This is a genomic window from Neisseria canis, assembly GCF_900636765.1.
GTDB classification, from domain to species: Bacteria; Pseudomonadota; Gammaproteobacteria; order Burkholderiales; family Neisseriaceae; genus Neisseria; species Neisseria canis.
Window position 1 is genome coordinate 340019 of sequence record NZ_LR134313.1, and the last position, 26543, is coordinate 366561.

Annotated in this window: 23 protein-coding genes and 1 riboswitch; of the genes, 5 read left to right on the forward strand and 18 right to left on the reverse strand. The window is 50.7% G+C overall.

Features of this window, described 5'->3' with window-relative positions:
- Positions 1–60: 60 nt before the first annotated feature.
- The 4 genes from gcvH to gcvT all read right to left on the reverse strand — a co-directional run bounded on the left by gcvH (position 61) and on the right by gcvT (position 3155).
- Entirely contained in the window at positions 61–444 is a 384-nt protein-coding gene (gene gcvH, locus EL143_RS01635; protein WP_085415402.1) for a glycine cleavage system protein GcvH, read from the reverse strand.
- A gap of 101 nt (positions 445–545) precedes the next feature.
- Complete coding sequence (locus EL143_RS01640; RefSeq protein ID WP_085415403.1) at positions 546–1124, reverse strand: DJ-1/PfpI family protein; 579 nt, start codon at positions 1122–1124, stop codon at positions 546–548.
- A gap of 120 nt (positions 1125–1244) precedes the next feature.
- Complete coding sequence (locus tag EL143_RS01645; protein ID WP_085415404.1) at positions 1245–1634, reverse strand: VOC family protein; 390 nt, start codon at positions 1632–1634, stop codon at positions 1245–1247.
- A 420-nt stretch (positions 1635–2054) separates the two neighbouring features.
- Positions 2055–3155 (reverse strand): glycine cleavage system aminomethyltransferase GcvT, encoded by a 1101-nt coding sequence (gene gcvT / locus EL143_RS01650; protein WP_085415405.1) that lies wholly within the window; start codon positions 3153–3155, stop codon positions 2055–2057.
- A 161-nt stretch (positions 3156–3316) separates the two neighbouring features.
- Positions 3317–3413: riboswitch (glycine riboswitch) on the reverse strand.
- Between the two features lie 227 nt (positions 3414–3640).
- On the opposite strand from gcvT, the gene EL143_RS01655 reads away from it, so the two are divergent.
- On the forward strand, positions 3641–4126 hold the full coding sequence (locus tag EL143_RS01655) for an Lrp/AsnC family transcriptional regulator (protein WP_085415406.1): 486 nt from the start codon (positions 3641–3643) through the stop codon (positions 4124–4126).
- Between the two features lie 67 nt (positions 4127–4193).
- Here the strand turns inward: EL143_RS01655 and pntB are convergent, their stop codons facing one another.
- From pntB to EL143_RS01690, 7 genes are all read right to left on the reverse strand, one after another.
- Positions 4194–5582, reverse strand: coding sequence for a Re/Si-specific NAD(P)(+) transhydrogenase subunit beta (gene pntB / locus EL143_RS01660; RefSeq protein WP_085415407.1), 1389 nt, complete (start codon positions 5580–5582; stop codon positions 4194–4196).
- On the reverse strand, positions 5582–5950 hold the full coding sequence (locus EL143_RS01665; RefSeq protein WP_231718071.1) for an antibiotic biosynthesis monooxygenase family protein: 369 nt from the start codon (positions 5948–5950) through the stop codon (positions 5582–5584). Before EL143_RS01665 ends, pntB begins: the two co-directional genes overlap by 1 nt.
- Positions 5951–5989: 39 nt before the next feature.
- Positions 5990–7525: a Re/Si-specific NAD(P)(+) transhydrogenase subunit alpha gene (locus EL143_RS01670; protein WP_085415408.1), complete on the reverse strand. Its 1536-nt coding sequence runs from the start codon at positions 7523–7525 to the stop codon at positions 5990–5992.
- A 402-nt stretch (positions 7526–7927) separates the two neighbouring features.
- Positions 7928–9484: a TerC family protein gene (locus EL143_RS01675; RefSeq protein WP_085415409.1), complete on the reverse strand. Its 1557-nt coding sequence runs from the start codon at positions 9482–9484 to the stop codon at positions 7928–7930.
- A 263-nt stretch (positions 9485–9747) separates the two neighbouring features.
- On the reverse strand, positions 9748–10932 hold the full coding sequence (gene ccsB, locus EL143_RS01680; RefSeq protein WP_085415410.1) for a c-type cytochrome biogenesis protein CcsB: 1185 nt from the start codon (positions 10930–10932) through the stop codon (positions 9748–9750).
- Positions 10925–12874 carry a cytochrome c biogenesis protein ResB gene (locus EL143_RS01685; RefSeq protein ID WP_085415505.1) on the reverse strand — a complete coding sequence of 650 codons (1950 nt, stop codon included), beginning with the start codon at positions 12872–12874 and terminating at the stop codon, positions 10925–10927. The genes ccsB and EL143_RS01685 overlap by 8 nt, the downstream gene beginning before the upstream one ends.
- A gap of 244 nt (positions 12875–13118) precedes the next feature.
- Positions 13119–13748, reverse strand: a complete 630-nt coding sequence (locus EL143_RS01690; RefSeq protein WP_085415411.1) for a c-type cytochrome — start codon at positions 13746–13748, stop codon at positions 13119–13121.
- Between the two features lie 138 nt (positions 13749–13886).
- Here EL143_RS01690 and yihA point away from each other — a divergent pair, with 138 nt between their 5' ends.
- A complete protein-coding gene (yihA, locus tag EL143_RS01695) occupies positions 13887–14537 on the forward strand; it encodes a ribosome biogenesis GTP-binding protein YihA/YsxC (protein WP_085415412.1) in 651 nt (216 codons plus the stop codon).
- 189 nt (positions 14538–14726) lie between these two features.
- On the opposite strand, the gene EL143_RS01700 is transcribed toward yihA, so the two are convergent.
- From EL143_RS01700 to EL143_RS01715, 4 genes are all read right to left on the reverse strand, one after another.
- The gene (locus EL143_RS01700; protein ID WP_085415413.1) at positions 14727–15683 is read right to left on the reverse strand and encodes an AEC family transporter; all 957 of its coding nucleotides are present in this window, start codon (positions 15681–15683) and stop codon (positions 14727–14729) included.
- A gap of 76 nt (positions 15684–15759) precedes the next feature.
- A complete protein-coding gene (locus EL143_RS01705; protein WP_085415414.1) occupies positions 15760–17229 on the reverse strand; it encodes a protein adenylyltransferase SelO in 1470 nt (489 codons plus the stop codon).
- 136 nt (positions 17230–17365) lie between these two features.
- Positions 17366–18808 carry a metalloprotease TldD gene (gene tldD / locus EL143_RS01710; protein ID WP_085415415.1) on the reverse strand — a complete coding sequence of 481 codons (1443 nt, stop codon included), beginning with the start codon at positions 18806–18808 and terminating at the stop codon, positions 17366–17368.
- Positions 18809–19091: 283 nt separating this feature from the next.
- On the reverse strand, positions 19092–19277 hold the full coding sequence (locus tag EL143_RS01715) for a hypothetical protein (RefSeq protein ID WP_126326499.1): 186 nt from the start codon (positions 19275–19277) through the stop codon (positions 19092–19094).
- 166 nt (positions 19278–19443) lie between these two features.
- Here EL143_RS01715 and EL143_RS01720 point away from each other — a divergent pair, with 166 nt between their 5' ends.
- Positions 19444–20409, forward strand: coding sequence for an MBL fold metallo-hydrolase (locus tag EL143_RS01720; protein ID WP_197719609.1), 966 nt, complete (start codon positions 19444–19446; stop codon positions 20407–20409).
- A 105-nt stretch (positions 20410–20514) separates the two neighbouring features.
- Here the strand turns inward: EL143_RS01720 and EL143_RS01725 are convergent, their stop codons facing one another.
- The 3 genes from EL143_RS01725 to glnA form a co-directional block, all read right to left on the reverse strand.
- Positions 20515–21549, reverse strand: a complete 1035-nt coding sequence (locus tag EL143_RS01725; RefSeq protein WP_085415416.1) for a lysozyme inhibitor LprI family protein — start codon at positions 21547–21549, stop codon at positions 20515–20517.
- A gap of 95 nt (positions 21550–21644) precedes the next feature.
- On the reverse strand, positions 21645–22886 hold the full coding sequence (gene gltS, locus EL143_RS01730; RefSeq protein ID WP_085415417.1) for a sodium/glutamate symporter: 1242 nt from the start codon (positions 22884–22886) through the stop codon (positions 21645–21647).
- A 353-nt stretch (positions 22887–23239) separates the two neighbouring features.
- Positions 23240–24658 carry a type I glutamate--ammonia ligase gene (gene glnA, locus EL143_RS01735; protein WP_085415507.1) on the reverse strand — a complete coding sequence of 473 codons (1419 nt, stop codon included), beginning with the start codon at positions 24656–24658 and terminating at the stop codon, positions 23240–23242.
- 330 nt (positions 24659–24988) lie between these two features.
- Here glnA and aroE point away from each other — a divergent pair, with 330 nt between their 5' ends.
- Together aroE and mtgA are read left to right on the forward strand one after the other, a co-directional pair.
- Positions 24989–25807, forward strand: coding sequence for a shikimate dehydrogenase (aroE, locus tag EL143_RS01740; RefSeq protein ID WP_372338549.1), 819 nt, complete (start codon positions 24989–24991; stop codon positions 25805–25807).
- Positions 25794–26480, forward strand: coding sequence for a monofunctional biosynthetic peptidoglycan transglycosylase (gene mtgA / locus EL143_RS01745; RefSeq protein WP_085415419.1), 687 nt, complete (start codon positions 25794–25796; stop codon positions 26478–26480). Before aroE ends, mtgA begins: the two co-directional genes overlap by 14 nt.
- Positions 26481–26543: the final 63 nt, after the last annotated feature.

Sequence of the window (26543 nt, forward strand, 5' to 3'; positions counted from 1 at the left end):
CCCTGCCCGCCGTCTCTTGCAAAAAAGCGGGCAAAAATGCCCGCCCTATTCTGGTTGCTATTAAGCGATTTCCGCAGCATATTGCTCGGCAGTCAGCAAGCCGTCCAAATCAGCCGCGTCGGCCGGTTTGATTTTGAAGAACCAGCCTGCGCCGTAAGGCTCGCTGTTGGCCGTTTCGGGCGCATCCACCAAATCCCGGTTGATTTCCACCACTTCGCCGGCAATCGGTGCATACACATCGGAAGCGGCTTTCACCGATTCCACCACGCCGGCCTGCTCTTCGGCAGCCAGATTCGCACCCACTTCGGGCAGCTCCACAAACACAATGTCGCCCAGCAGCTCTTGCGCATGCTCGGTGATGCCCACGGTTACGGCGCCGTCTGCTTCCAGACGCAGCCATTCGTGGCTGGATACATATTTCAAATCAGCAGGAATATTGCTCATGGTTTGTTCTCCGTTGGTTGAGACGGGCGGAACGGCCGCCGCGATGGTTAAACAGTTTTTTCAGACAGGCATTGTATCAAGATGCCTGTCTGAAATAAAAATCAAATCTTAATTTCCGCACCCAAAAGCTTCACAAACTGTGCCAGCCATGCCGGATGCGCAGGCCATGCGGGCGCGGTAACCAAATGGCCGCTGGTTACGGCATCGGTAACCGCAATATCGGCATAATCGCCGCCTGCCGCACGCACGTCGGGCGCACACGCCGGATAAGCCGAGCAGCGCCGCCCTTTCAGAATATCCGCCGCCGCCAAAAGCTGCGCACCGTGGCACACTGCGGCAATCGGTTTTTCAGCCGCATCAAACTCGCGCACAATCTCAATCACGCGCGGATTAAGCCGCAGATATTCCGGCGCCCTGCCGCCGGGAATGACCAAACCGGCATAATCGGCGGCGTTTACTTTATCGAAATCATAATTCAGCGCAAAATTATGGCCGCGCTTTTCGCTATACGTTTGCCCGCCTTCAAAATCATGCACCGCCGTCGCCACCGTGTCGCCCGCTTTTTTATCGGGGCACACGGCATGAACTTCGTAGCCCAAACCCAGCAAAAACTGAAACGGCACCATGGTTTCATAATCTTCGGCATAATCGCCTGCCAACAGCAGGATTTTCTTGCTCATTGTATTCTCCTTGTTATGGTTTGTGTTTTCAGACAGGCATGTTAACGAAATGCCTGTCTGAAAACTTTTTAAATATGGGTTGAAGTTACGGTTTACTTCTTAAGTATGTACGACATCACTCTACATACGGTGAAAAGCACAAAGCTTATGCCCATCCAAATCACGCACGTACGCCAAGTACACCTCTCCCGTTGCATTTTTCCTTATACCGGGCGGATCCTCGATAGGAGTGGCACCCAGCTCAATGGCGGTAGAATAAAATTGCTGCACTTGCTCCGGTGAATCACATTTAAAACCGATAGTACTTCCGTTGGCTACTGTGGCAGGCTCTCCATTGATAGGTTCGGAAATACCCAACATACAGCCGTTATGGATATAGAAAATACGCTCCTGTCCTGTTCCGTTGGTATGACGCAAACCATTACCTGCACCGATGACAGCAAGCAGGCCATCATAAAAAGCTTGGGCACGGTCGATATTGTTGGTACCGATAACAATATGGCTAAACATATTCCATCCTTTCTTTTTCTAAAACATAAACTGGTTTATAGTCAATCCAATTAACAGTAACAGCACCCTCATTACTCAAGCTTAATCCGAGTATGACGAGCGTACGATTTTTAAGCTGATTCACTATAACCCGCAATCCGAACACACTTCAAACCCTTCGGTATTTTTAGGTTTGCACCTTATCTACCAAATTTTGCGGGCTGTGATTTATTCGGTTTGCCTGTTTATCATACTGTTTATGATAAAGAAATCCAAGCTGCTTCATTAAATATTAACTAACGTTTGTAGCGTTCCCCGTCTCTTTTTGCCTTTACCGAAAACCAGATTTCATCTAAGGCAAGCTCCAACCAAACAGCAAGTTAGATTGCACCTAGGGTCAACCCAACTTTACTATACTATCTGTATTTTTCAGACAGGCATTCAATCAAACTGCTTCTGCCCATTCCGTACAAACGGCAGTTTCAACACGCGCACATCCACTTCTTTGCCGCGAATCACCACTTTGGCCGCGTCGCCTTCAAAGGCTTTGGGCACGCGGGCGATGGCGATGGATTGTTTCAGGCTGGGGGAAAACACGCCGCTGGTGGTGATGCCTTTGCCTTGTTCGGTAACGACTTCCATGCCTTCGCGCAATACGCCGCCTTTGGCCAGCAACAGGCCGACTTGTTTCACGTCCACGCCTTTTTCTTTGAGGGCGACGAGGGCGGTTTTGCCGATGAAGTCGCGGTTTTCGTCTTTCAAATCCACCGTCCAGCCCATGCCGGCTTGCAGGGGGCTGGTTTCGTCGTTCATGTCGTGGCCGTAGAGGTTCATGCCGGCTTCCATGCGCAGGGTGTCGCGTGCGCCGAGGCCGCAGGGTTGTACGCCGGCTTCGCACAGGGCGGTGAAGAAGGTGGTGGCTTCGGTGCCGGGCAGAATCACTTCTACGCCGTCTTCGCCGGTGTAACCTGTGCGGGCAACAAACCAATCGTTGCCTAAGTCTGCGCCTTGGAAGGGCTTGAGCGCGTTGACGGTTTCGGCCCATTCGGGTTTGACGGCGAGCAGTTTTTCAACGGCTTGGGGGCCTTGCACGGCGAGCATGGCGAGGTCGTAGCGGGGGGTGATTTCGATGCCGAACGCTTCGCCCACTTTGGCAAATTGTGCCAAGTCTTTTTCGCGGGTGGCGGCGTTGGATACGATGCGGTATTGGGTTTCGGCTTCGTTGGTGCGGTAAACGATCAGGTCGTCCATCACGCCGCCGTTGTCGTTGAGCATGGCGGAATAGAGGGCTTTGCCGACGAACGAGAGTTTGGCTACGTCGTTGGCGAGCAGCTTTTGCAACCATTGCTTGGCTTGGCTGCCTTTGATGTCGGAAACGAGCATGTGGGATACGTCGAACATGCCTGCGTCGGTGCGCACGGCTTCGTGTTCTTGGATTTGCGAGCCGTAGTTGACGGGCAGCTCCCAGCCGGCAAAATCGACGAGTTTGCCGCCTGCATCTTTATGGGCTTGGTTGAACGGGGTGGTTTTGAGGGTAGTCATGTTTCAGGTCTCCGAATAGGGGGAAATGGCCGCAACGCATCTGTGCGGTTGCTTTTCACGCGTCCCTATCTGTCCTTTAACCTGAGATTTTCGGCCGGTTTGAAGCATTCAAACGCCTTTTCCCCTTCGGTGGGCACTGCTGCGCCGCTCTCCAGATGTTTGTGATAAATGCAGTCCTTTTGCCTGAGCGATTTAAGGGTGTCTGCGCCTTCGGCGGTTACGGTGTAATCGGGTGTAACGCTCTCCTGCACGGGGATGATTATGGCTAAAATCCCCCCGAGCGGCAAGATTTTCCTCAAGAAAAACCCTTCGGCGGCGGCATATGGCTGATGCAGGCGGTTTGCGTATTCATCCGTTCAACTAAAAAAACATATAATTTTAAAAAAAAATAATTTTTTAAACTATTGTGCGTTAAATAAAATTATCATATATTTGGATTCCAGCACTCTGCATTGTCTACATTAAAAGAAAAAAAGGATGAAACCATGCCACAAACCATAACCTTGGATAAAACCGATCTGAAAATCCTGCAGGTTTTGCAGGAAAACGGCCGCTTAACCAACGTAGAGCTTTCGGAACGCGTTGCCCTCTCCCCTTCCCCCTGCCTGCGCCGCTTAAAGCAGCTTGAAGACGCGGGCATTATCCGCCAATATGCCGCGCTGCTCTCCCCCGTGGCGGTCCAACTCGGTTTGCAGGCTTTTATCAGGGTTTCCATCAACAAAGCCAGCGAAGCGCGCGACGATTTCGCCGCTTCGGTGCAAAGCTGGCCCGAGGTATTAAGCTGTTTTGCGCTCACCGGTGAAACCGATTATCTGCTGCACACGTTTTTCACGGATATGAACGCATTCTCCCATTTCGTGCTCGACACCCTGCTCTCCCACCCCGGCGTACAAGACGCGCAATCCAGCTTTGTGTTGAAAGAAATCAAAAAAACCACGGCCCTGCCGCTCGGGCATTTGCAAAAGGATTAATGCCTGTGTGAAAAATAAAATGCCTGTCTGAAATTGTTCAGACAGGCATTTTATTTTTCAGACGGCCTTATTTCTTCAATTCCGCCAGAATCTCATCCACAGTCGCTTTCGCATCGCCAAAGCACATCACGCTGTTTTCATTGAAGAACAGCGGGTTTTGTACACCGGCATAGCCCGTGTTCATCGAGCGTTTGAACACCACCACTTCTTTGGCTTTCCACACTTCCAATACCGGCATACCGGCAATCGGGCTGTTCGGGTCGGTTTGGGCAGCGGGGTTCACGGTGTCGTTCGCGCCGATCACCAGCACCACATCGGTTTCGGGGAAATCATCGTTGATTTCATCCATCTCCAACACGATGTCGTAAGGCACTTTGGCTTCGGCCAGCAATACGTTCATGTGTCCGGGCAGACGGCCTGCAACGGGGTGGATACCGAAGCGCACTTCCACGCCTTGTTTGCGCAGTAAGTCGGTAATTTCGGCAACCGGGTATTGCGCTTGGGCAACGGCCATACCGTATCCGGGCGTGATGATCACTGAGTTTGCACCTTTGAGCATTTCGGCCACTTCGGCGGGTTTCACTTCGCGGTATTCGCCGATTTCTTCTCCGCCTGCTGCTGTGGAAGAACCGTCGGTGCCGAAGCCGCCTGCAATCACAGAAATGAACGAGCGGTTCATGGCTTTACACATGATGTAAGACAAAATCGCACCGCTTGAGCCGACCAACGCGCCGGTAACAATCAGCAAGTCGTTGGCAAGCATAAAGCCCGCTGCGGCAGCCGCCCAGCCCGAATACGAGTTGAGCATGGAAACCACCACCGGCATATCAGCACCGCCGATAGAGGCCACCAAGTGCCAGCCGAACGCGAGTGCAATAGCGGTCATCAGAATCAGGGCGAACCAGCTGCCGTCGTCAGCCGATACGAACACCAGCAGCAAGATAAACGACACCAACAAAGCAACCAGATTCAGCTTATGCTTGTGCGGCAGTTGCAAAGGTGCGCTGCTGAGTTTGCCGTTCAGTTTGCCGAACGCCACAATCGAACCGGTAAAGGTTACGGCACCGATGAAAATGCCGAGAAACACTTCCACCAAATGAATGGTGTGCATATCGGAAGATACCTTGTCCGCTTCGATAAAGCTGTTGAAGCCCACCAACACGGCAGCCAAACCCACAAAGCTGTGCAGCAAGGCAATCAGCTCGGGCATTTCGGTCATTTCCACTTTTTGGGCTTTGTAAATACCGATGGCCGCACCGATAGTCATAGCGATAATAATCCAACCCAAGCCTGCGGTTTGTTCGCTGAACACGGTGGCAAATAAAGCAATCACCATACCGGCAATGCCGTAATAGCAGCCGTTTTTGGCGGTTTCCTGTTTCGACAGGCCGGCCAATGAAAAAATAAATAAGATTGCGGCGACGATATATGCCGCAGTTACAAGTCCTGAAGACATTATAAATTCTCCAAATTTTTGGGGTCCTGATACAGTTCGGATTGTCTGAAAATTGTGCCGTAAGCACGTTCCACCTTGCACACGCGGACAACAAAATCGGCATACCATATTGCTTTGCCGGTTTCTCGAGCGGCTCTGTGTTCTGTATGCCTTTTCCACTCGGCAATAGACGCTTCACTCTCCCAATATGAAACCGTGATACCAAAACCTTCCGAACGCACGCTTTCTGCGCCAAGAAAACCTGCCTGTTGCCGCGCCAATTCAAGCATTCGCACGGCAGTTTGGTCGTAGCCTCTATCGCCGTCGGTGCGCTGTGATGTGAAAACAACAGCGTAATAAGGTGGATTAGGTGTTTGCGCAAACATCATTCCTGAATTCCTTGAATATTTTTCAGACAGGCTTTAAACCTATCCTTTTCTAAACATATTCAACATACGGCGGGTAACGTAGAAACCGCCGAAAATATTGATGCTGGCAATCAGCACGGCAATAAAGGCGAGGAACGACACCACGCCGTTGCCCTGCCCGATTTGCAGCAATGCGCCCACTACGATAATGCCGGAAATGGCATTGGTTACCGACATCAGCGGCGTGTGCAGCGAATGGCTCACGTTCCACACCACGTAATAGCCGATCACGCAAGCCAGCACGAACACGATAAAGTGGTTTAAGAATTCGGCCGGAGCAACGGCACCCATCCACAATACCAATACCGCACCAATCGCCGCCGGAGCCAGTTTTTTCCATGTCGGAACGGGTTTCGGCTCAGGTTTCGCCACAGGTGCGGCTTGCGCTTGCTGTTGCGGCGCAGCAGACACTTGAATCGCGGGCGGCGGGAAAGTGATTTCGCCGTCTCGGGTAACGGTCATGTTGCGGATAATCACATCTTCAAAATCAAGCGCAATTTCACCGTCTTTATTCGGGCTTAACAGCTTGCTCAGGTTCACGAGGTTGGTGGCGTAAAGCTGTGAAGACTGGCCGGCCAAACGGTTGGCCATATCGGTGTAGCCGATGATTTTCACGCCGTTATCGGTAACGAACAGCTCGCCCGGTTTGGTCAATTCGCAGTTGCCGCCGGTAGCCGCCGCCAAATCGACAATCACCGAACCCGGCTTCATGCTTTCCACCATTTCTTTGGTAATCAACTTCGGCGCAGGTTTGCCCGGAATGGCCGCCGTCGTGATGATGATGTCCACTTGTTGGGCTTGCTCGGCAAACAGTTTCATTTCCGCCGCGATAAACTCTTCGCTCATCACTTTGGCGTAACCGTCACCGCTGCCGCCCGCTTCTTGCGGGAAATCGAGCTTCAGGAATTGGCCGCCCATTGATTCGATTTGTTCGGCCACTTCCAAACGGGTGTCGAACGCTTTAACCACAGCACCCAACGAGTTTGCCGTACCAATCGCCGCCAAACCGGCCACGCCCGCACCAATTACCAGCACTTGCGCCGGCGGCACTTTGCCCGCGGCGGTAATCTGGCCGGTAAAGAAACGGCCGAACGCATTTGCCGCTTCAATTACGGCACGGTAGCCGCTGATGTTCGCCATAGACGACAGGGCATCCAATGCCTGCGCGCGTGAAATACGCGGCACCATATCCATCGCCAGCACGTTCACTTTTTTATCAGTAAGTTTCTGTACCAACTCGGGATTTTGTGCAGGCCATAAGAAGCTTACCAGCGTTTGGCCTGCGTTCAGACGCTCGATTTCGGTTTCAGACGGTGCGTTGACTTTATAGATCAACGGGCAAGACCATACTTCGGCGGTGTCCGCCACCGTTGCTCCCGCAGCTTCATACGCTGCATTATCCAAGCTGGCTGCCAAACCCGCACCGGTTTCCACCACCACTTCAAAACCCAGCTTTTGTAGCTGAGTTACAGTTGAAGGGGTGGCTGCAACGCGTGTTTCCAGTGCCAACGTCTCCTTCGGAATGCCGATTCTCATAATTAAATCCTTTAATAGATTAAAAAATTAACAAACTTAAACCAATAACCTAATTTGTAAATTAATTACAAAATTTATTTAATTGCTCAAATATTTTGTTACACCTTCGGTTATAGCGAATTTAGCGGCGGCTGACAATACCTATAATCAATCAACACATTTTTATTGCAAGGTAACAGGCCGAAGACAGTACAAGTAGTACGGCAAGGCGCAGCAACGCCGTAGTAAAATTTAAGTTGATTAACTATACAAGTCAGATTCAAACCAAGCCTAAGTATGACAATGATTTTGTTTTTACGTTGGCCAATGCCATATCAAAAGTTAAATTTATTTGCTGTATCAATGAAACAATGCCTGTCTGAAAACTCACTTTCAGACAGGCATTGTTATTCAGCCCTGCATTTATTCTTCCGGCAGCTTGGTAATCTTCACCCGCTCAATCCGCTGGCCTTCTTTTTCAATCACTTCAAAGCGCCAGCCGTGGAAGGTGATAAAGTCGCCCACATCAGGAATGGTGTGCAGCTCTTCCATAATCAGGCCGGCCACCGTGTGGTATTCGGTATCTTCATCTTGCGGCGGCAGGTTGAGCTGCGGCACAAGCTCCACATATTCAAGCGAGCCGTCAACGGTAAAGCTTTCGTCTGCATTCTCTTGCAGGGCAGGCTCTTCTTCGCGTTCAAATTCTTCGGGGAACTCGCCTGCAATGGTTTCAAGCAGGTCTTTCATGGTTACCATACCGAGCACGGCGCCGAACTCATCCACCACTAAAGCATAATCGGCGCTGCTTTTCCGGAAAAGCTCGATGGCATCCAGCGCCGTGGTACTGTCGGGCAGAATCAGCGGCTGACGTATGGCGGCCTGAATATTGATTTCGCCGCTCTCCAAAATCTGGCTGAGCAAATCTTTTCTGTTGATATAGCCCAAAGGCTCGTCCACACCGGCTTTACCCACAACCAGCAAACGCGAATAAGGTGTTTCCTGAAGCTTCACGCGCTGCTCTTCTTTGCTTTGCGAAATATCCAGGCGCTCGATGTCGCGGCGTGGAATCATCACGCCCATAATCGGACGCTCGGCCAGCGTGAGCACGCTGCGTATCATGGATTTTTCATTTTCTTCAAAATGCGTGTCGTCTTCCGATTCACTGCCCGCTTTGGCCAGCACACTTTCACGTATGCCCATCATACCCAACACATTTTCCGCTGTGCGCTGCCGCCATGAACGGCCGCTGTAGGCATTTTTATCGGTGTTGCGGCGGGCAATTTGGTTGAAAATTTCAATCAAAATCGAGAAGCCGATGGCCGCATACAAATAACCTTTCGGAATCTCAACATGGAATGCTTCGGCAATCAGCGAGAAACCGATCATCAACAGGAAGCCCAAACACAGCATTACCACGGTAGGATGCTTGTCAACAAACTCAGTCAGCGGTTTGCTGGCCCAAATCATCATGCTCATTGCCGCCACCACGGCGGCCATGGCCACTTCGATGTGCTGCACCATTGCCACTGCCGTGATGACTGCATCCAGTGAAAATACGGCATCCAATATCAAAATCTGCGCCACCACACCCCAAAAAGGCGCATGGGTTTTCTGGTGGTCGGCCACGGCATAATGGTTTATGCCCTCCAAGCGCTCATGCAGCTCCGTTGTTGCTTTATAAAGCAGAAACAAACCGCCGAAAAACATGATCAGGTCTTTGCCCGACACGGCATGTCCGCCGATTTCAAACAGAGGCGCGGTCAGCCGCATCATCTGCACCATAAAACTCAGCATTACCAAGCGCATCATCACGGCCAGCACCAAGCCGGTTACGCGTGCGCGGTCGCGGTATGCAGGTTTGACTTTATTGGCGAGAATCGCCACAAATACCAAATTGTCGATGCCGAGCACCACTTCCAACACAATCAGCGTTGCAAAGCCCAGCCAAGTTACCGGATCTGCCAACCAACTGAAATCCATGATATTTGATATCCTTATTTTTAAAACGACGAAAGGCAGCCTGAAAAATCAGGCTGCCTGAATCGGGCATATACGAAGGCGCGTGTTATGCTGCTCTGCTCTCCGTCTTTCATGATGTAAAGTATGCCTTTGGGTTGATTGAATGGCATGAGTTTAACAGTTTGAACAAGATAAGGCAAAGAAGAAAATGCCTGTCTGAAAAGGTAGCGCAAGTTGCCGCACAACCCAAACTTTCAGACAGGCATCAGCCTTTGATTTTGCTATTAAAGCGTACCGTAAGAATGCAGGCCGCTTAAAAACATATTCACGCCCACAAAAGCGAAAGCCGTGATAAACAGGCCGATAACCGCCCACCAAGCCAACACTTTGCCGCGCCAGCCGGCAACCAAACGCAAGTGCAGCCACACCGCATAGTTCAGCCACACAATAAACGCCCAAGTTTCTTTCGGATCCCAGCTCCAATAGCGGCCCCACGCATCAGCCGCCCACAAAGCGCCAAGAATCGTGGCAATGGTAAAAAACAGGAAACCCACCGCAATCGCCTTATACATGGCTTCCTCAATGGTTTGCGCATCCGGCAGCCATCTCACACCGTTTCTACGCAGCACCACAAGTTCCGCCACACCCAGCATCGCCGCCATACAGAACGCGCCGTAGCCGATAAAGTTCGCCGGCACATGGATTTTCATCCACCAGGACTGCAAAGCAGGGATCAAAGGCTGAATCTGGTGCGCCTCGCGCGCAATGCTGTACCACAAAATAAAGCACACCACACCCGCCATAAAAGTAAACACAAACGCGCCCGCGCGTTGCAGGGAAAACTTGGCTTCATAATAAAGATACATCAGCGCCGTAATAACCATAAACAGAATAAACACTTCGTAAAGGTTGGACACTGGTATATGCCCTGCATCCGGCCGCAAAAGATAGCTTTCATGCCAGCGCACCAAAAGGCCGGTAAACCCCGCCAACGCAGAAACCCAGCCCAGCACAGAGCCCATACCGAGCAAAGTATTGGTGCTACGCTGCTGTTTGGCAGCCACCAAAGCACCGGCTATATAGCAGAACCATGCCAAAAACACGGTGGCACATTGCCACATGATTGCCGACTGGCTGCTTAAAAAGTAGCGCAGCAAAAACTTATCGTGGTTGTCGAAATTACCGGCATACAGCATTACCGCGCCATAAGCCAAACCGATGGCAACCGGCACAAACCAGCGCATAGGCTTAAAAAACCAGCCCAACAAAACAGTTGCCACGGCGCTGCCCCACAAGATGCTCACTTCATAAACATCCATTTGGTGCGGCACTTTAAACTGCGCCGTCACAGCAACCAATAGGATAAAAGCGGCAAACAGCCAATCGGCAACATTCAGGCTTCGCCAAAAAGAGCGCTCTCGCAGCAAATGATGCTGCGGTAGTTTGACGGTTTTGGTAGCGTTATTCATGGTTTAAGTCCTCGGCCAATTCTTGTAAATGTCGAGTGTGTTCGGGAAATTCTTTTTCTAAATCGCGTTCATTCCGGCTGGACGACATCGCAAAGCGTACCTTGCCTTTGTCAAACAGCACCCAAGCGCGTTTTTCTCTTACATAAAACATAAAAATCGTGCCCAGCACCAGCAATACCGAACCCAGATAAACCAGCGAAGCGCCGGGTGAGCGGGTCATCTGCAAGCCGGAAGAGCGCACTTCTTTGAAACCGTTCAGTTGCAGCAACACAGGGGCGGGATATTCTTTCAAACCTGAATAGGCTTCCAAAACATGCGCTACAAAAAGATCACGCGCATTATCGGGCGCCCAAACCGCCAGCTTTCCGTCTGCCACGGCCTGCTCCAGCGTGGCGTTTACCGCGCCATACACGATTTTGTAATAATACTCCCGCATTTTATCCTGCTGCCCTGCAGGAAATGCTTGGGTAATAAATTCTTCAATGCCGGGGAAGCCTTTACGCGCAAACAGCTCCAAAGTGTTGTTGACTGCCTGACCGAACTGCCGGCGCACATCTTGCGGCGCAGCTTCCGCGGCGCGCACCACAATCTTGCCGCGCTCATCTTGGTTGTTGATTAACTCGCGCAGCATCATGAACGTGTCGATTTTGCCCTGATTGTCTGCCGGAATGCGCAACCAACGGTATTGCTGATCTAAAGCTTGGCGCGTACCTGAGATAAAGAAATACGATCCGCCTTGGTTGATCGGCAGCATATAGTTTTTATACTCAACGGCTTGTCCGGCGCTGTCGCGTAGGCGGTAAATGATGGAAGGGCCGATATTGGTAAAGCGTTTTTCCTGCTTCACTGCACGCACATCGTTTAATTTGCTGCGGAAATCTTTTTCCCCTTCAACAGGCGCGCTCATGTCTTCCACATTCATAGCAGAGAATTGGTCAAATTCAACCTGATATTTTTGCGCCGCCAAATTCAGCGGAAATGCCGCCATCGATTTGGCATTCAGATCGGCAAACTGTCTTCCGGGATTACTCAGATCCCACGCTTTGAATTTCAAATCCGATCCGCCGTCGGCAAAGCTGGCCTGATAAATCGTGATGCCCTCGACCGTAAGCGGGTGGTTTACACGGATGGTATGTTCCGATTTGGCACCGGTTTTACGGTCGGTTACGATTAAATCACTGGCAAAATCTTTCGGCATGCCGGTGTTGTAAAAATCAATATGGAATTTTTTCAGGGTAACACTGAAAGGCAGATCCTGAACCAACATGCCTTTATCGGCGTTGAGAAACACCACATCCGCCGTTTGCCCCTCGATAACGTTCACATTGCCTCGGAAAGAAATATTGTTCTCCCCCATCACGCTTTCAGGTTTGAAATCTTTGGCGAACATGGAAGTTTCATCGGCCACGATACGGCCTGTGAGCATACCCATTTTCAAAAGCAGGTTACTGTCAATCAAGCCGCCCACGCAAATCACAATCAACGCAACGTGTGCGCAGATATAACCCCACTTATTGGCAGAACCTTTTTTAGCCGCCACGATTACCGAACCGTCTTCACGCTCGGCGGTTTTGCTGACAAAGCCCTGCACTTCCAAATAACGCGCTGCCACATCCGGTGAAAGATTATGGTTCAACTCCACGCTGTGGCGCATGGCTGCCAACGACTGGGCTTTGGCTTGAAGGCGGAAAGATTTCATTTCCCGCATAAACGGCGGGATATTGCGCCACAAACACAAGCTCGTGCTGATTACCAAAAAAAGCATAATCAACACAAACCAGCTTGAGGCATACACATCATACAAGCCTAAAAAGCGGAAAATCTCCGACCAAAACGGGCCGAATTTCACCACATAATCCGTGGCTTGCTGGTTTTGCTGCAGCACCGTACCGATAATCGAGGCAATGCCCAACACACTCAACAACGCCACGGCAAAGCGCATGGAGCTGAGAAAAGCAAACCATGGTCGGCGGATAAGTGGTGTTTTTTTGGGCATATTCATATTATTGGTAGCGGGAAACAATCTGAAAATAGGTTTCAGACAGGCATTTGATTTCTTGCAACTTATGCCTGTCTGAAATATTTTGCAACATCAAAATATTGTGGATTAAGCAATCGGATTTTACTACAAAACAGGCTGCCCGCACGGAAAAACCGTACAGGCAGCCTGCCTATCTTATTAAAAATTAATGTAAACCTTGAATGAAGTTACCCACGGCATTCATTTCTTCTGCCGATAAACGTTTGGCAACATCTTCCATCATAGCGTTTTTACGAACACCGCTTTGATAGGCTTTCAACTGCTCCACCACATATTCTTTGTGTTGGCCGCCGATACGCGGGAAAGCCAAAGTATCGGTGCCGCCCGCCGGCATACCTGCGCCGTTCGGACCGTGACAGGACATACATGCCGGAATGCCTTTTTCAGCCAAACCGCCGCGGAACAGCTTCGCGCCCAGCTCAGGATTTTCTTTCGGATGCACTTCACCGGCTTTCGAATATTGCGTAGCAAAGAAAGCGGCCACATCACGGATTTGCTCGTCGGTCAGCGTAGAAATGCCGGGAGATACTCGCATTTCTTCGGCTTTACCCCAAGTGCGTTTGCCGTCGCGGATATCGCGCGCGTGTTTTTCAATATAATTCGGCATTTGTGCCGCCAGGCGCGGATAAGCTGCAATGCCGCTGTTACCGTCGGTCGCGTGGCACGAAGAACATAAAGTTGCTGCGATTTCTTTACCTTTGGCAACGTCGGCTTTAGGTGCGGCAGAAACCCCACATGCCAATACCGACAATGCCAACAAAGTAATTCGTTTCATGGAAATGCTCCTGATTACAGCATTGCAAACCGCAATACCCTTTTATTCTATACTCAACGGGCTTATTTCTGCCCGAATCAAACCGATTAATCTTAAATATGATATTCTATACCAAATTTACAGTATTTTTCCATAGCCATGAATTTATTTCAAAATGCAAAATTCTTCACAACCGTAAACCACTTGAAAGATCTGCCCGACACACCGGCCGAAATCGCTTTTGTGGGCCGCAGCAACGCCGGCAAATCAAGCGCCATCAATACACTATGCAACCATGTACGGCTGGCTTATGTTTCCAAAACACCGGGGCGCACGCAGCATATCAATTTTTTCGAGCTATCCGACGGCAATTTTATGGTCGATCTGCCCGGTTACGGCTATGCCGAAGTGCCCGAAGCGGTTCGCAGGCATTGGGTGCAGCTTTTAGGCAACTATCTGCAAACCCGCAAAGAGCTTATCGGGCTGGTGCTGATTATGGATTGCCGCCATCCGCTCAAACCGCTGGATATGCAGATGCTTGATTTTTTTGAAGCAACCGGCAGGCCGGTGCATATTTTATTGTCTAAAGCCGATAAATTATCTAAGAACGACCAGATTAAAACCTTGTCTTCTGTCAAAAAAGCGTTAAAACCGTTTATGGAACGTCAAGAAGTGAGCGTGCAGCTTTTTTCCAGCTTGAAAAAACAGGGTATTGAGGAAGTGAATGAAACGGTGGCCGGGTGGTTTGCGAGGTTGCCGCAGCCTCAGCATGAAGAAACGCCAACGGAAGAATATAGTCAATCAACTTAACTTTTACTACGGCGTTGCTGCGCCTTAGCTCAAAGAGAACGATTTTGTAAGCTGCTGAAGCAGCAACACAATCAGTCCCGTACTATCTGTACTGTCTTCGGCTTACTGCCTTGTATTAAAAATGTGTTGATTGATTATAAAACCATGCCTGTCTGAATATTTTCAGACAGGCATTTTTAATGAACGCGCTTACATCAATCCGGCCGAACGCAGCCATACCATTCCCGCCACGGCGGAAAAAATAGCGCCTGCCGTGGTAATGCCGGTGATATTGGCTGCCGCCACATCGTTGCCGCCCATCGATTTCGCCATCACATAGCTGGCCGACGCAACCGGCGTGGCAGTCATCAGAAACAGCACACCCATCGGTATTCCGCTGAAACCGAAAGCTAACCCGACCGCCACTGCCACAACAGGCGCCACAATCAGCCGCCCTATGCTGGCCTGCATCGAAATATCCGAAGAATGGATAACGGAGCGGATATCGAATGTCGCGCCTGCGCAAATCAAAGCCAGCGGCAGGGCAATATCCGCCAGATAGCCGCCCATACGCATCACGGTTTTCGGAATAGCGATGTTAAACTGCTGCAACAGCATAGCGGCCACAATGGCCAGAATCAGCGGGTTGGTCATGATTTTTTTGACCGTATCTTTTATCCGCCACCCGATTGAACCTTCAGCCGAACGGCTCAAAGTGACCACGGCCAAAATGTTATACAGAATGGTAATCACGCCGGTGTACACTGCACCGGCAGCCAATCCCGGGGCGCCATAAGCATTGGACACAAACGACAGCCCGATAATGCCGAGGTTGCTGCGGAACACGCCTTGCACAAACACGCCTTTGTCGCGGAGTTGCGGCACCCTTTTCCAAGCATAAAGCTCGGCGGCCAGAAACAAAACGAGCGTCGAAACCGCGCCTGCCGCCACCAGCATCAGCTGCTCCTGATAATGCACTTCGCTTTTCATCAGGCTGACAAACAAAACACAGGGCAGGCCGTAGCGGAACACCAGCTTGGATGCCTGTGCGCAAAAATGCGCATCTATCTGCCCGCTGCGGCGCAGATACCAGCCGAACACCAGCAGCAGAAAGTTCGGCAGCGTCACACCGAGTGCGAATAAAAATGCGTCGAAAATACCGGTCATGATAGTGGGGTTGGGTTGGCGGTTAAGGTTTCAGACAGGCATTCCGGTTATCCGGCCAAATGCCTGTCTGAAAGTCTCAGCTTGAGCAGCTCACGCAAATGCCTGCCGCCCATTCGGGCGCGGGTTGGGCAAAATCGACGAACTCGGCCCGTTCTTCAAACGGGCTGTCTAAGCAGCGGCGCAAGCGTTCGATTTCGCCGAAGTGCCCTTGCTTGGCCTGTTCAATCGCTTGCTCCGCCAGATAATTGCGCAGCACATAAAGCGGGTTTACGGCATTCATACGCGCGGCGCGCGCTTGCGGATCGCTGTTTTCCGCCCGCAAACGGGTGCGGTAGCCGCCCAGCCACGAAATGAACGCTTCCATATTTTGCCCGCCGAACAAGGCGGCAAGTTTGGGCGGAACGGGTTCGCCGTGTGTATTGCCCGTTTCGCTCAAGTGCCTGAAGAATAATGTGAAATCAACTCGGCGGCCTTGCAGCACGTTAAACATATCGGTGATTAATTCTTCGTCTTCTTTGCGCTCGGTTTGCAAACCCAGCTTGGCACGCATGTTTTTCAGATAGGCATTGCGGTAAAGATTGGGGAAAGCATCCAACACGGCCACCAAGCCGGCTTCTTCGCATAAAGGCAGAAAGCAGGATGCCAGCCGCGACAGGTTCCAATGCACCACATAAGGCTGCTCGTTATAGGCATAGCGCCCGCCCGAATCGGAATGGTTGCACACATGGCGGCGGTCGTAGGCATCAAGAAAACCGAACGGGCCGTAATCAATGGTCAGCCCCAGCGCCGACATATTGTCGGTGTTCAACACGCCGTGGCAAAAGCCCACAGCCTGCCACGCAGCCACCAAGCCGGCAGTACGCTCGGAAATGGTTTGCAACAAGGCGAGATAGGGCTGATCGGCTTGTACGCATTCGGGAAAATGGTGCCGGATTAAAAAATCGGCTAAAGGTTGCAGATATTCGTGCATGCCCTTGTGGTAGAAATATTCGAAGTGGCCGAAGCGGATAAAGCTCGGCGCGATGCGGGTAACCACGGCGGCGGTTTCCGGCGTTTCGCGGAACACGGTATCATTGCTGCCGGCAATGCACAGCGCGCGCGTGGTGGGAATGTCCAAGCCGTACATGGCTTCGGAGCATAGGTACTCGCGGATTGAAGAACGCAACACGGCGCGGCCGTCGGCAAAGCGGGAAAACGGCGTTTTTCCTGCGCCTTTGAGCTGCCATTCCCATGCCTTGCCTTGCGCGTCTTCGCTTTGACCCAACAATACGGCGCGGCCGTCGCCCAATTGGCGCACATACACGCCGAATTGGTGGCCGCTGTATACGCTTGCCAAAGGTTGCGGCACATATTTTTTCGCGCTGCCGGCCAGCATGGCGAGCGTTTCGGGTGAGTCGAAAAAATCATCCGGCAAATTTAATGCCGCGGCCAAATCGTGGTTTTGCGCCACCCAATAAGGATCGCCCAAAGGCTCGGTTTTAACGCGGGCGTAGAAAATATCGGGCAGCTCGGCAAACGCTGTTTCGTGTAATCGGAATGTGTGCATGATGGAATGTCTTTGTAGATGTGTCGGTATTGTATAGCGAAACACAATGCCTGTCTGAAAACGGGCCACGCGGATTTCTGCGAAGCCAAAATATCTTTTCAGACAGGCATTGTGCCGTTGCGGGCGCTCGGTTGGTTTAAGTCTCGCTGCCGCCCACGGTAAGCCCTTCGTCAATGCGCAAAGTCGGCTGCCCCACGCCCACGGGCACGCTTTGGCCGTCTTTGCCGCACACGCCTATGCCTTTGTCTAAAGCCATATCGTTACCAATCATGCTCACATGCTTCAACACTTCGGGGCCGTTGCCGATGATGGTAGCGCCTTTCACCGGATATTGCAGCTTGCCTTGCTCCACCCACCACGCTTCCGAAGCGCTGAACACAAACTTACCGCTGGTAATATCGACCTGGCCGCCGCCGAAGTTTACCGCGTAAATGCCTTTGTCGATCGAAGCAATGATTTCTTCAGGGTCGTGCCCGCCGCTTTCCATAAACGTATTGGTCATACGCGGCATGGGCGCGGCTGCATAGCTTTCGCGCCTGCCGTTGCCGGTAACCGGCACGCCCATCAGACGGGCATTGGTTTCGTCTTGCAGATAGCCGACCAAAATGCCGTCTTCAATCAGAACATTGCGTTTGGTTTCATTGCCTTCGTCATCAATATTGAGCGAACCGCGCCGATCGGCAATGTCGCCCTGATCAATCACGGTAACACCTTTTGCTGCAACACGCTCGCCTATTCGGCCTGAAAAAGCGCTGGTTTCTTTGCGGTTGAAGTCGCCCTCCAAACCATGCCCCACCGCTTCATGCAGCAGCACGCCCGGCCAACCGCTGCCCAACACCACATTCATGGCTCCGGCGGGCGCAGGGCGCGCCTCCAAATTAATCAGCGCCTGCTTAACCGCCGTATCGACATAGCTTTTCAGCACTTCATCGCTGAAATAAGTCAGATCAAAGCGCCCGCCTCCGCCGGAGCTGCCCATTTCGCGCCGATCGCCCTGCTTGGCAATCACGGTTACGCTCAAGCGCACCAGCGGGCGGATATCGGCTGCATGTTTGCCGTCCAAACGGGCGATGTAAATCAAATCGTGCTCACAAGTCAGCCCCGCCATTACCTGCACAATGCGCGGGTCGGCCGCCTTAGCCAATGCCTCCACTTTATTCAACAGCTCAACTTTGGCTGCAGAATCCAAACTGTGCATTGGATTAACCGTTTGATGCACCGCTTTCCCGCTTACCGGCAAAGGCACATGCACACGCCCTTCCCCGCCGATCGAACCAATTGCGCGCACCGCCTCAGCCGAACGCGCAATGCTCTCCATGCTCAGATTATCCGCGTAAGCAAATGCCGTTTTTTCACCCGAAACTGCGCGCACACCGACGCCCTGATCAATCTGAAAGCTGCCGGATTTCACCATTCCCTCTTCCAGATGCCAGCTTTCAAAAGCCATGCGTTGGCAATAAATATCGGCGTAATCCACTTTGTTGGCACCGATAATGCCGAGGCTTTTTGCCAAGGCTTCAGGAGAAAGCTGATTGGCACCAAGCAGGTCCCGCACAACGGTTTGATAAGTATTCTGCATATTTGTTAAGCGTATTTAAGAATTTGAATTAGCTGGTGATTATACTGGATTTAAATGTGCTTTAACATGCTGCTTAAATTCGCTAAATATACTGCATACAGAAATTTTATCGTTTGCACCGCTATTTTCTTATAATTTTTTTAATTACTTATCAATCAGTTACAAAAACAAAGCAAATTTACTTGATAAATATATTGATAATTATTATCGTTTATGTATAATAAAACCCACTCAGTTATCCATAGCTGAGAGCCATTAAACATCAAAACATCTATTCCCTTTTTTATTTAACCATATTGCTTTTTGGAGAATGCCTATCAGCTGAAACAATTCCCTTACCTCGAATACTCAAAACCGAAACCACACCACCCGTTGCCTGAAACAACGGGTGGTGTGGTTTTATAAAATTAAGAATCATGATGCCTGTCTGAAAAGCAACTTTCAGACAGGCATCTAAAAAGTGTTTCATAAATCCCAAGCATCACCACAAAAATGGACATTCCGCGAAGCGCCGCTTATCTTTTTGATTGTTTTTTCGATATAATTCCTCGATTTCGGATGCGCTTTAACATTTGGCTTAAATGCTTAAAACATCCTTGTTATTCATTCTAAACACTTAAACAACCGGTTGGAAAATGCTCTCCTTTTTATTAAAACCCTATTTATTCTTGAAAATGCTGCTCGGTCTGATCATTGTACCGGCCGGCGCACAAGCGGCACAATGCAGCCACAACAATTTGGATGTGGTCGTACTCGGTTCGGGCGGGCCCGAATTAACCGATAAGCGCGCATCTACCGGTTATCTGGTGCGCGAAAACGGCAAAGCGCGGTTTATCGTTGATTTCGGCGCCGGCGCTTCCCTCAATTTTGAACGTGCGGGCGGTAAAATCAACGATTTGGAAGCCCTGCTGTTTACACACTTCCATGTCGATCATTCCAACGACCTGCCCGCATTGGTTAAAGCTTCTTTCTTCTCCGACCGCGAACGCGACCTGCCCATTTACGGCCCTACCGGCAACCACACCATTCCCACCACGCCCGAATTTATCGAGCGTCATTTCGGCGAACACGGCGTTTACCCCTATCTTTCGGATTTCCTGACCGGAGATGCCGCTTTTTCTATCAAACCGATTGCAGTAAATGCCGATAAAGCAAAGCCCCAATTGTTTGAAACCAAAATCGCCGGCTTTACCCTGAAAGCCATTTCGGTAGAACACGGCCTGCTGCCTTCTTTGGGCTGGCGCATTGAAAAAGACGGCTGTTCCGTTACCGTGTCTGGCGACACCAGCAATGCAGGCAAAACGCTGGATATTTTGGCTAAAAACACCGATATATTTATCGCCCACAATGCCGTGCCTGAAAGCAGCAAAGATTCGATTGCTTTAAAACTACATATGCCGCCTTCTGAAATCGGCAGAATTGCCCGGAAAACCCAAAGCCGCAGCTTGGTGCTTTCCCACTTTATGCAGCGCACGGTAAATGCCAAACCGGCCTCCACGTCTGCCATCCGCCAAAGTTATAAAGGGCCGCTTTCTTTTGCCGAAGACTGCGACATTTACTCTTTAAAAAGCGGCATGAAAACCGGCAGCTGCAAACAATAAAGCTTTACGCTTATCGTTGAACCGCAAATAAGAATGCCCGTCTGAAAACCGGCAACGCAACTGCGAAGCAAAGGTTTTCAGACAGGCATTTAATCCGACAGCGCGTTACTGAATACTGTACCCTTTCAAATACTGAATACGTTCGCGGGTCATGCGCGTGCTGCACTGCAATTGCAGGTACTCCGCTTGTTGGGAATCGCCTGCACGGGCGGCCGCTTGGCGGCAGCTGTTATTTTTTTGGCTGATCCAATCACGCTGCTCGTTCAACAGCTCTTTACGCACGGTCTGATCCAGATTGTTCCAAATACGGTTGATTTCCCTATCCGCCGAATCATGGCTGTTGCGCGCCTGATCCACTTCGAATTCAGACAAACCCGGTGAGCGCTCTGCGTCTGCCGGCGTAATGGTTTCCGCCTGCTGCTCCGAGAGTGGCGAAAAATCAAAAACAGATGATGCACTGTTATTTTCCAAAATACTCTGCGGATCATTTTCAGACAGGGGTTGCGACTCTTCACTATTTGCCGCTTCGTTGCTCAATTGCTTCAACGCTTCTTCCCTTGCAACCGGCTTGCCGTCTATCAGCACATGATTTTTTACACCGTAAGGCAAAAGCAGCGCAGACACGGCATCGGCGGTATTGTTCAAGTCATCTATCAAACTGATACTCACCCCGCCGTCACCGGGCATGGCCTTATAGCGCAGGGTTTGGGTGAATACACCGTTACCGTTATAAGCAGTTTTGCCGCTGCCTACATAGCGCTGAAGAATACTGTTGGGATCTTCCTTGCCGTAAATCAAAGGCAGGTTGCTGTGGGCGGTTTGCAAAACGGCATAAGGCACGGTTATGCTGAGCTGCGCGGAACAGACCGGATGGGTTTCCGTGGTAGCCGCAGCATTTTCCAACGTAATGTTCAATTCACTGCCGGCAGCAATCACTTTGTCGGCATCCACATATTGACGGTTGTCATGCTGGGAATAATGGCGCGCTTTTTGTTTGATCGTATCCTGAATCAAAGTGCGCACATTTTGTAAAACCGCAGGGTCGTTACACGCTAGCGGCGTATTCTGCTTCTGCTTATCATCACCACATGCGGCAAGCGACGCGGCAATCACTGTAAAGGTCAGCAGTTTTTTATACATGATCTAGTTTCCGATTATCAAAAAATAAGCGCTATCATAGCAAAAAGCACTTGAAACAGGTAAGCGTTTCAAGTGCTTTTCAGTTTACTTGCCGATTATTTGAGGAAGTTAACAAAAGTCTGCAAGATAACAACGTTAATCAAATCAACAAAGAAGGCACCCACCATCGGCACAATCAAGAATGCTTTATGAGAAGGGCCGAAACGCTCGGTAATCGATTGCATGTTGGCAACCGCAGTAGGCGTTGCACCCAAACCGAAGCCGCAATGGCCGGCGGCCAAAACCGCTGAATCGTAATTGCGGCCCATAACATTGTAGGTAACAAAAGAAGCAAACAAAATCATCACTATGGTTTGCACCACCAAAATCGCCGTTACCGGGCCGGCCAATCCGGTCAGCTCCCACAGCTTCAAATTCAACAAAGCCATTGCCAAAAAGAGCGACAAAGAGGCGTTACCGAACACGTCGATAGCCCGGTCAAACATATTGAATTTGAAAACAATGGTCAAAATATTGCGCAGAATCACACCGCCGCCCAAAGCCCAAACGAATTTCGGCAAATCGAATAAATGCTCCTTATCGATACCGTCCATCACTTCGGCAAAAGCCAAACATGCAGCAAACATAGCCAATGTTTCAATAGCCGAGCTCGCTGTAATCAAACGCGATTGATCGGGATGCTCGAACACATCATCCGCATTTTGGTCAGAGCCCGAAGCGATTTGCGCATGAGCAACGGCCTTCAACTCAGCATCGCCTTGAGGCTTTCTCCCCATTTTATTCAACAATCGGCGGGCAACCGGACCGCCTATCAAGCCGCCGAATACCAAACCGAAAGTCGCGCTGGCAATGCCCAAGCCGGTAGCACCCACCACACCATGTTCTTTTTCAAACAAAGGCCCCCATGCACCCGCCGTGCCGTGACCGCCTGTTAATGTAATGGAACCGGTAATCAGGCCGAGCAGCGGGTCCAAACCGAATGCACTCGCCATACCGACACCTACCACGTTTTGTACGATAATGTAGCAGCCGACTACAAAAGTAAATAAAACCAATGGAAATCCACCTGCTTTTAAGCGCGAGAAATCTGCACTCAAGCCGATGGAAATAAAGAAAATCAACATAAAAGCATCTTGCAACGGCTTCTCAAATTTGAAGCTGACGCCATAGAATGCGTGCAGAACATAAAGAACAGCAGCGGCAACCAACCCTCCGGCTACCGGCTCCGGAATATTGAAATCTCGTAAGAATTTGATTTTATTAACCATCAGTTTACCAAACAGCAGCACGATGGTCGCGGCAATCAGCGTGTAATAGCTGTTGAATACCCATTCCATAAGTTTTCTCTTTCCTTAGTTGATGTTTTCTTAAAGCATTTTTCAGTGCAAACACATGAAAGGCGGAATATTAGGGGAAGAGTTAAAATTTGTCAAAGAACTTTGGTATTTTTATTTCAGCAAACAGATTTTTTGAGCGTTTTTTATTAAAATATAAACAACATCAACAGCTTTGTAGCAGGAATATTTCAGACAGGCATTGTAAATTTTTTCTAACCCGATGTTGGAATGCCTGTCTGAAAAAAGCCTGGATAGTCAAACTATCCAGGCCCATAATTTATTCAATCTATCTTTGAATTCAATACTATTGAACTTCCCGAAAATACTTGTTGCGTAGTTACGGTACTCAATTTTTACAGCGAATAATACATTTCAAATTCCAGCGGATGCGGTGCCATGCGGATGCGTTTCACGTCTTCCGATTTAAACGCGATGTAGCTGTCGATCCAATCTTTGCTGAACACGCCGCCGCGCAACAAAAATTCGTGGTCGGCTTTCAATGCCTCCAAAGCCTCTTCGAGCGAAGCGCACACAGTCGGCACCAATGCGTCTTCTTCAGGCGGCAGGTCGTAGAGGTTTTTATCGGCCGGGTCGCCCGGGTGGATTTTGTTTTGAATGCCGTCCAAACCTGCCATCAGCAAGGCGGCGAAGCACAAGTAGGGGTTGGCGGTCGGGTCGGGGAAGCGCGCTTCGATGCGGCGGGCTTTGCTGCTGTTCACCGACGGAATGCGGATGGAAGCCGAGCGGTTTTTGGCGGAATAAGCCAGCTTAGTCGGCGCTTCGAAGTGCGGCACCAAACGCTTGTAGGAATTGGTGGAGGGGTTGGTAATCGCATTCAACGCTTTGGCATGCTTGATGATACCGCCGATATAATAAAGCGCGGTTTCAGACAGGCCTGCGTAGCCATCTCCGGCAAACAGGTTTTGGCCGTCTTTCCAAATGGATTGGTGAACGTGCATGCCGCTGCCGTTGTCGCCCATAATCGGCTTGGGCATGAAGGTGGCGGTTTTGCCGAAATTGTGTGCCACGTTCCAAATCACGTATTTCATGTCTTGCGTCCAGTCGGCGCGTTTCAGCAGGGTGCTGAATTTGGTGCCGATTTCCATTTGCGTACCGGTGCCGACTTCGGCGTGATGCACTTCGACGGGAATGCCGATTTCTTCTAAAACCGTTACCATTGCCGAACGCAAGTCTTGGCCGGAATCCACCGGTGCCACAGGCGCATAACCGCCTTTTACGGTCGGGCGGTGGCCGGTGTTTTGGCCGTCTAAATGCAGGCCGCTGCTCCATGCGCCGCTTTCGGAAGTGATTTCGAAACGCGCTTTGTGCATGTGGGTTTCAAATTCGATGCCGTCGAACACGAAAAATTCAGGTTCGGGGCCGAAGAATGCGGTGTCGCCGATACCGGAAGATTTCAGGTAGGCTTCGGCGCGGCGGGCGATGGAGCGCGGGTCGCGGTCGTAGCCCTGGCCGTTGGCGGGGTCGATGACGTCGCAGGTCAAAACGAGGGTGGCATCGTCGTAGAAAGGGTCGATGTAGGCGGTGGAAGCGTCGGGGCGCAGCTGCATGTCGGAAGCCTGTATGCCTTTCCAGCCGCCGATAGACGAGCCGTCGAAAGCTTGGCCGTTTTCAAACCATTCTTCGGGGTCGTCCAAAACAACGCGCGAGGGAATCGTGAAGTGGTGCTGTTTGCCTTTGGTATCGGTAAAGCGCAAATCAACGAAACGTATTTCGTTTTCTTCGATTAACCGCACAACATCTTTGATAGACATGTTGTTGTTCTCCATAAACTCAAATCATTCAATAATATTTTTCTGCCGTGCCTTATACAGCCGCAGCATCCATAAGTATTCCTACTAACCTGAGGATTGTTTCAGAGCGCATTTGTGCCGTCAATATAAATCATATCTGCCAAACCGGCTGCTTTTTTTAATTTTTTAAAAACAAAAAGATAGCTTCACCCGAAATGTGGCGGACCGGAGCACACCGCAGGAGCGGATTCAATATGCCTGTCTGAAAGAACAGGTTAAACCCTTTCAGACAGGCTTCATCTTATACAATCTTTGCCCCATAATAATGAAAATCGACTTGAACGCAAAAATATCATGACAATCGCACTTTATGCCGTGTTCGGCAACCCCGTCGCACACAGCAAATCGCCCGAAATCCACGGGCGTTTTGCCGCTCAGGAAGGCGCCGACATCGAATACCGGCGCATTTTAGCCGAGCCGGATGCGTTTGCCGAAGCCGCCGCAGCGTTTTTCGCACAAGGCGGCTGCGGCGCCAATGTTACCGTGCCGTTTAAAACCGATGCCTATCATTGGGTCAACGAACTTTCCGAACGTGCGGCGGCTGCCGGCGCCGTCAACACCCTGATCCCGCTGCCCGACGGCCGCATCCGCGGCGACAATACCGACGGCATCGGTTTGGTTAAAGACATTATCGAAAACCACGTCATACCGCTGGCGGGCAAAAAAATCTTACTTCTAGGCGCAGGCGGTGCGGTACGCGGCGTTATCCGCCCGTTGCTGGAGCAGTCGCCCCAAAGCCTGACCATTGCCAACCGTACGTTCAGCAAAGCGCAGGCTTTGGCAGATGAATTCGGCATCGAAGCAGCGGAATTGGGCCGGCTTCCGCCCAACTATTACGATATTATCATTAACGGCACATCCGGCAGCTTGAGCAGTCAAGTGCCCGACGTTCGACCCAACGTATTCGGCAAATGCATTTTGGCCTACGATATGGTGTATGGCAGCGAACCCACCGCTTTTCTTACCTTTGCTCAAAATGCCGGCGCGCAGCACATTGCCGACGGCCTCGGCATGCTGGTGGCGCAGGCCGCATTTTCTTATGAACTCTGGCGAGGCTTCGCCCCCGAAATCCGCCCCGTTATCGAATGGATGAAACATGGGCGTGATTAAATGGCTGATTGCCTTGCCTTTTATGGCTTTTATTCTCTTCAACGCCTATGTGTACGGCAATATTTTAACTTACCGCGCCGTAGCACCCGGCCAAACCGCTTTCATGAAAATGCGGATGAACGAATACCGCAGAAGCGGCAAAGAAGTGGCTTTAGATTACCGCTGGGTGCCTTATCACCAAATTTCCACCAATCTGAAAAAAGCACTGATTGCCTCGGAAGACGCAAACTTCGCAGCGCACGAAGGCTTCGACTGGAGCGGCATCCGCCACGCCATGAAGCGCAACCAGCAAAGCGGTAGAATCAGGGGCGGCGGCTCGACCATCAGCCAGCAGCTTTCGAAAAACCTGTTTCTCAATGATTGGCAAAGCTATATCCGCAAAGGCGAAGAAGCGGCCATCACAGCGATGATGGAAGCCACAACGGATAAAGACCGCATTTTTGAAATTTATTTAAACGTAATCGAATGGGGCCACGGCATCTTCGGTGCAGAGGCCGCATCGCAGCATTATTTCAGAAAAAATGCGGCCAATCTCAGCAAACAGCAAGCCGCCCTACTGACCGCCCGCGTTCCCGCGCCCTTGTTTTATGCCGACAACCCCAAAAGCAAACGCCTGCGCGGCAAAGCAAATATTGTGTTGCGGAGGATGGGCTCGGCAGAGTTGCCGGAGTGATACAGCGAATACCGCTCATAAAGCCGCCGCCATATAGTATAGTATAGCCAATCCACTTACAAA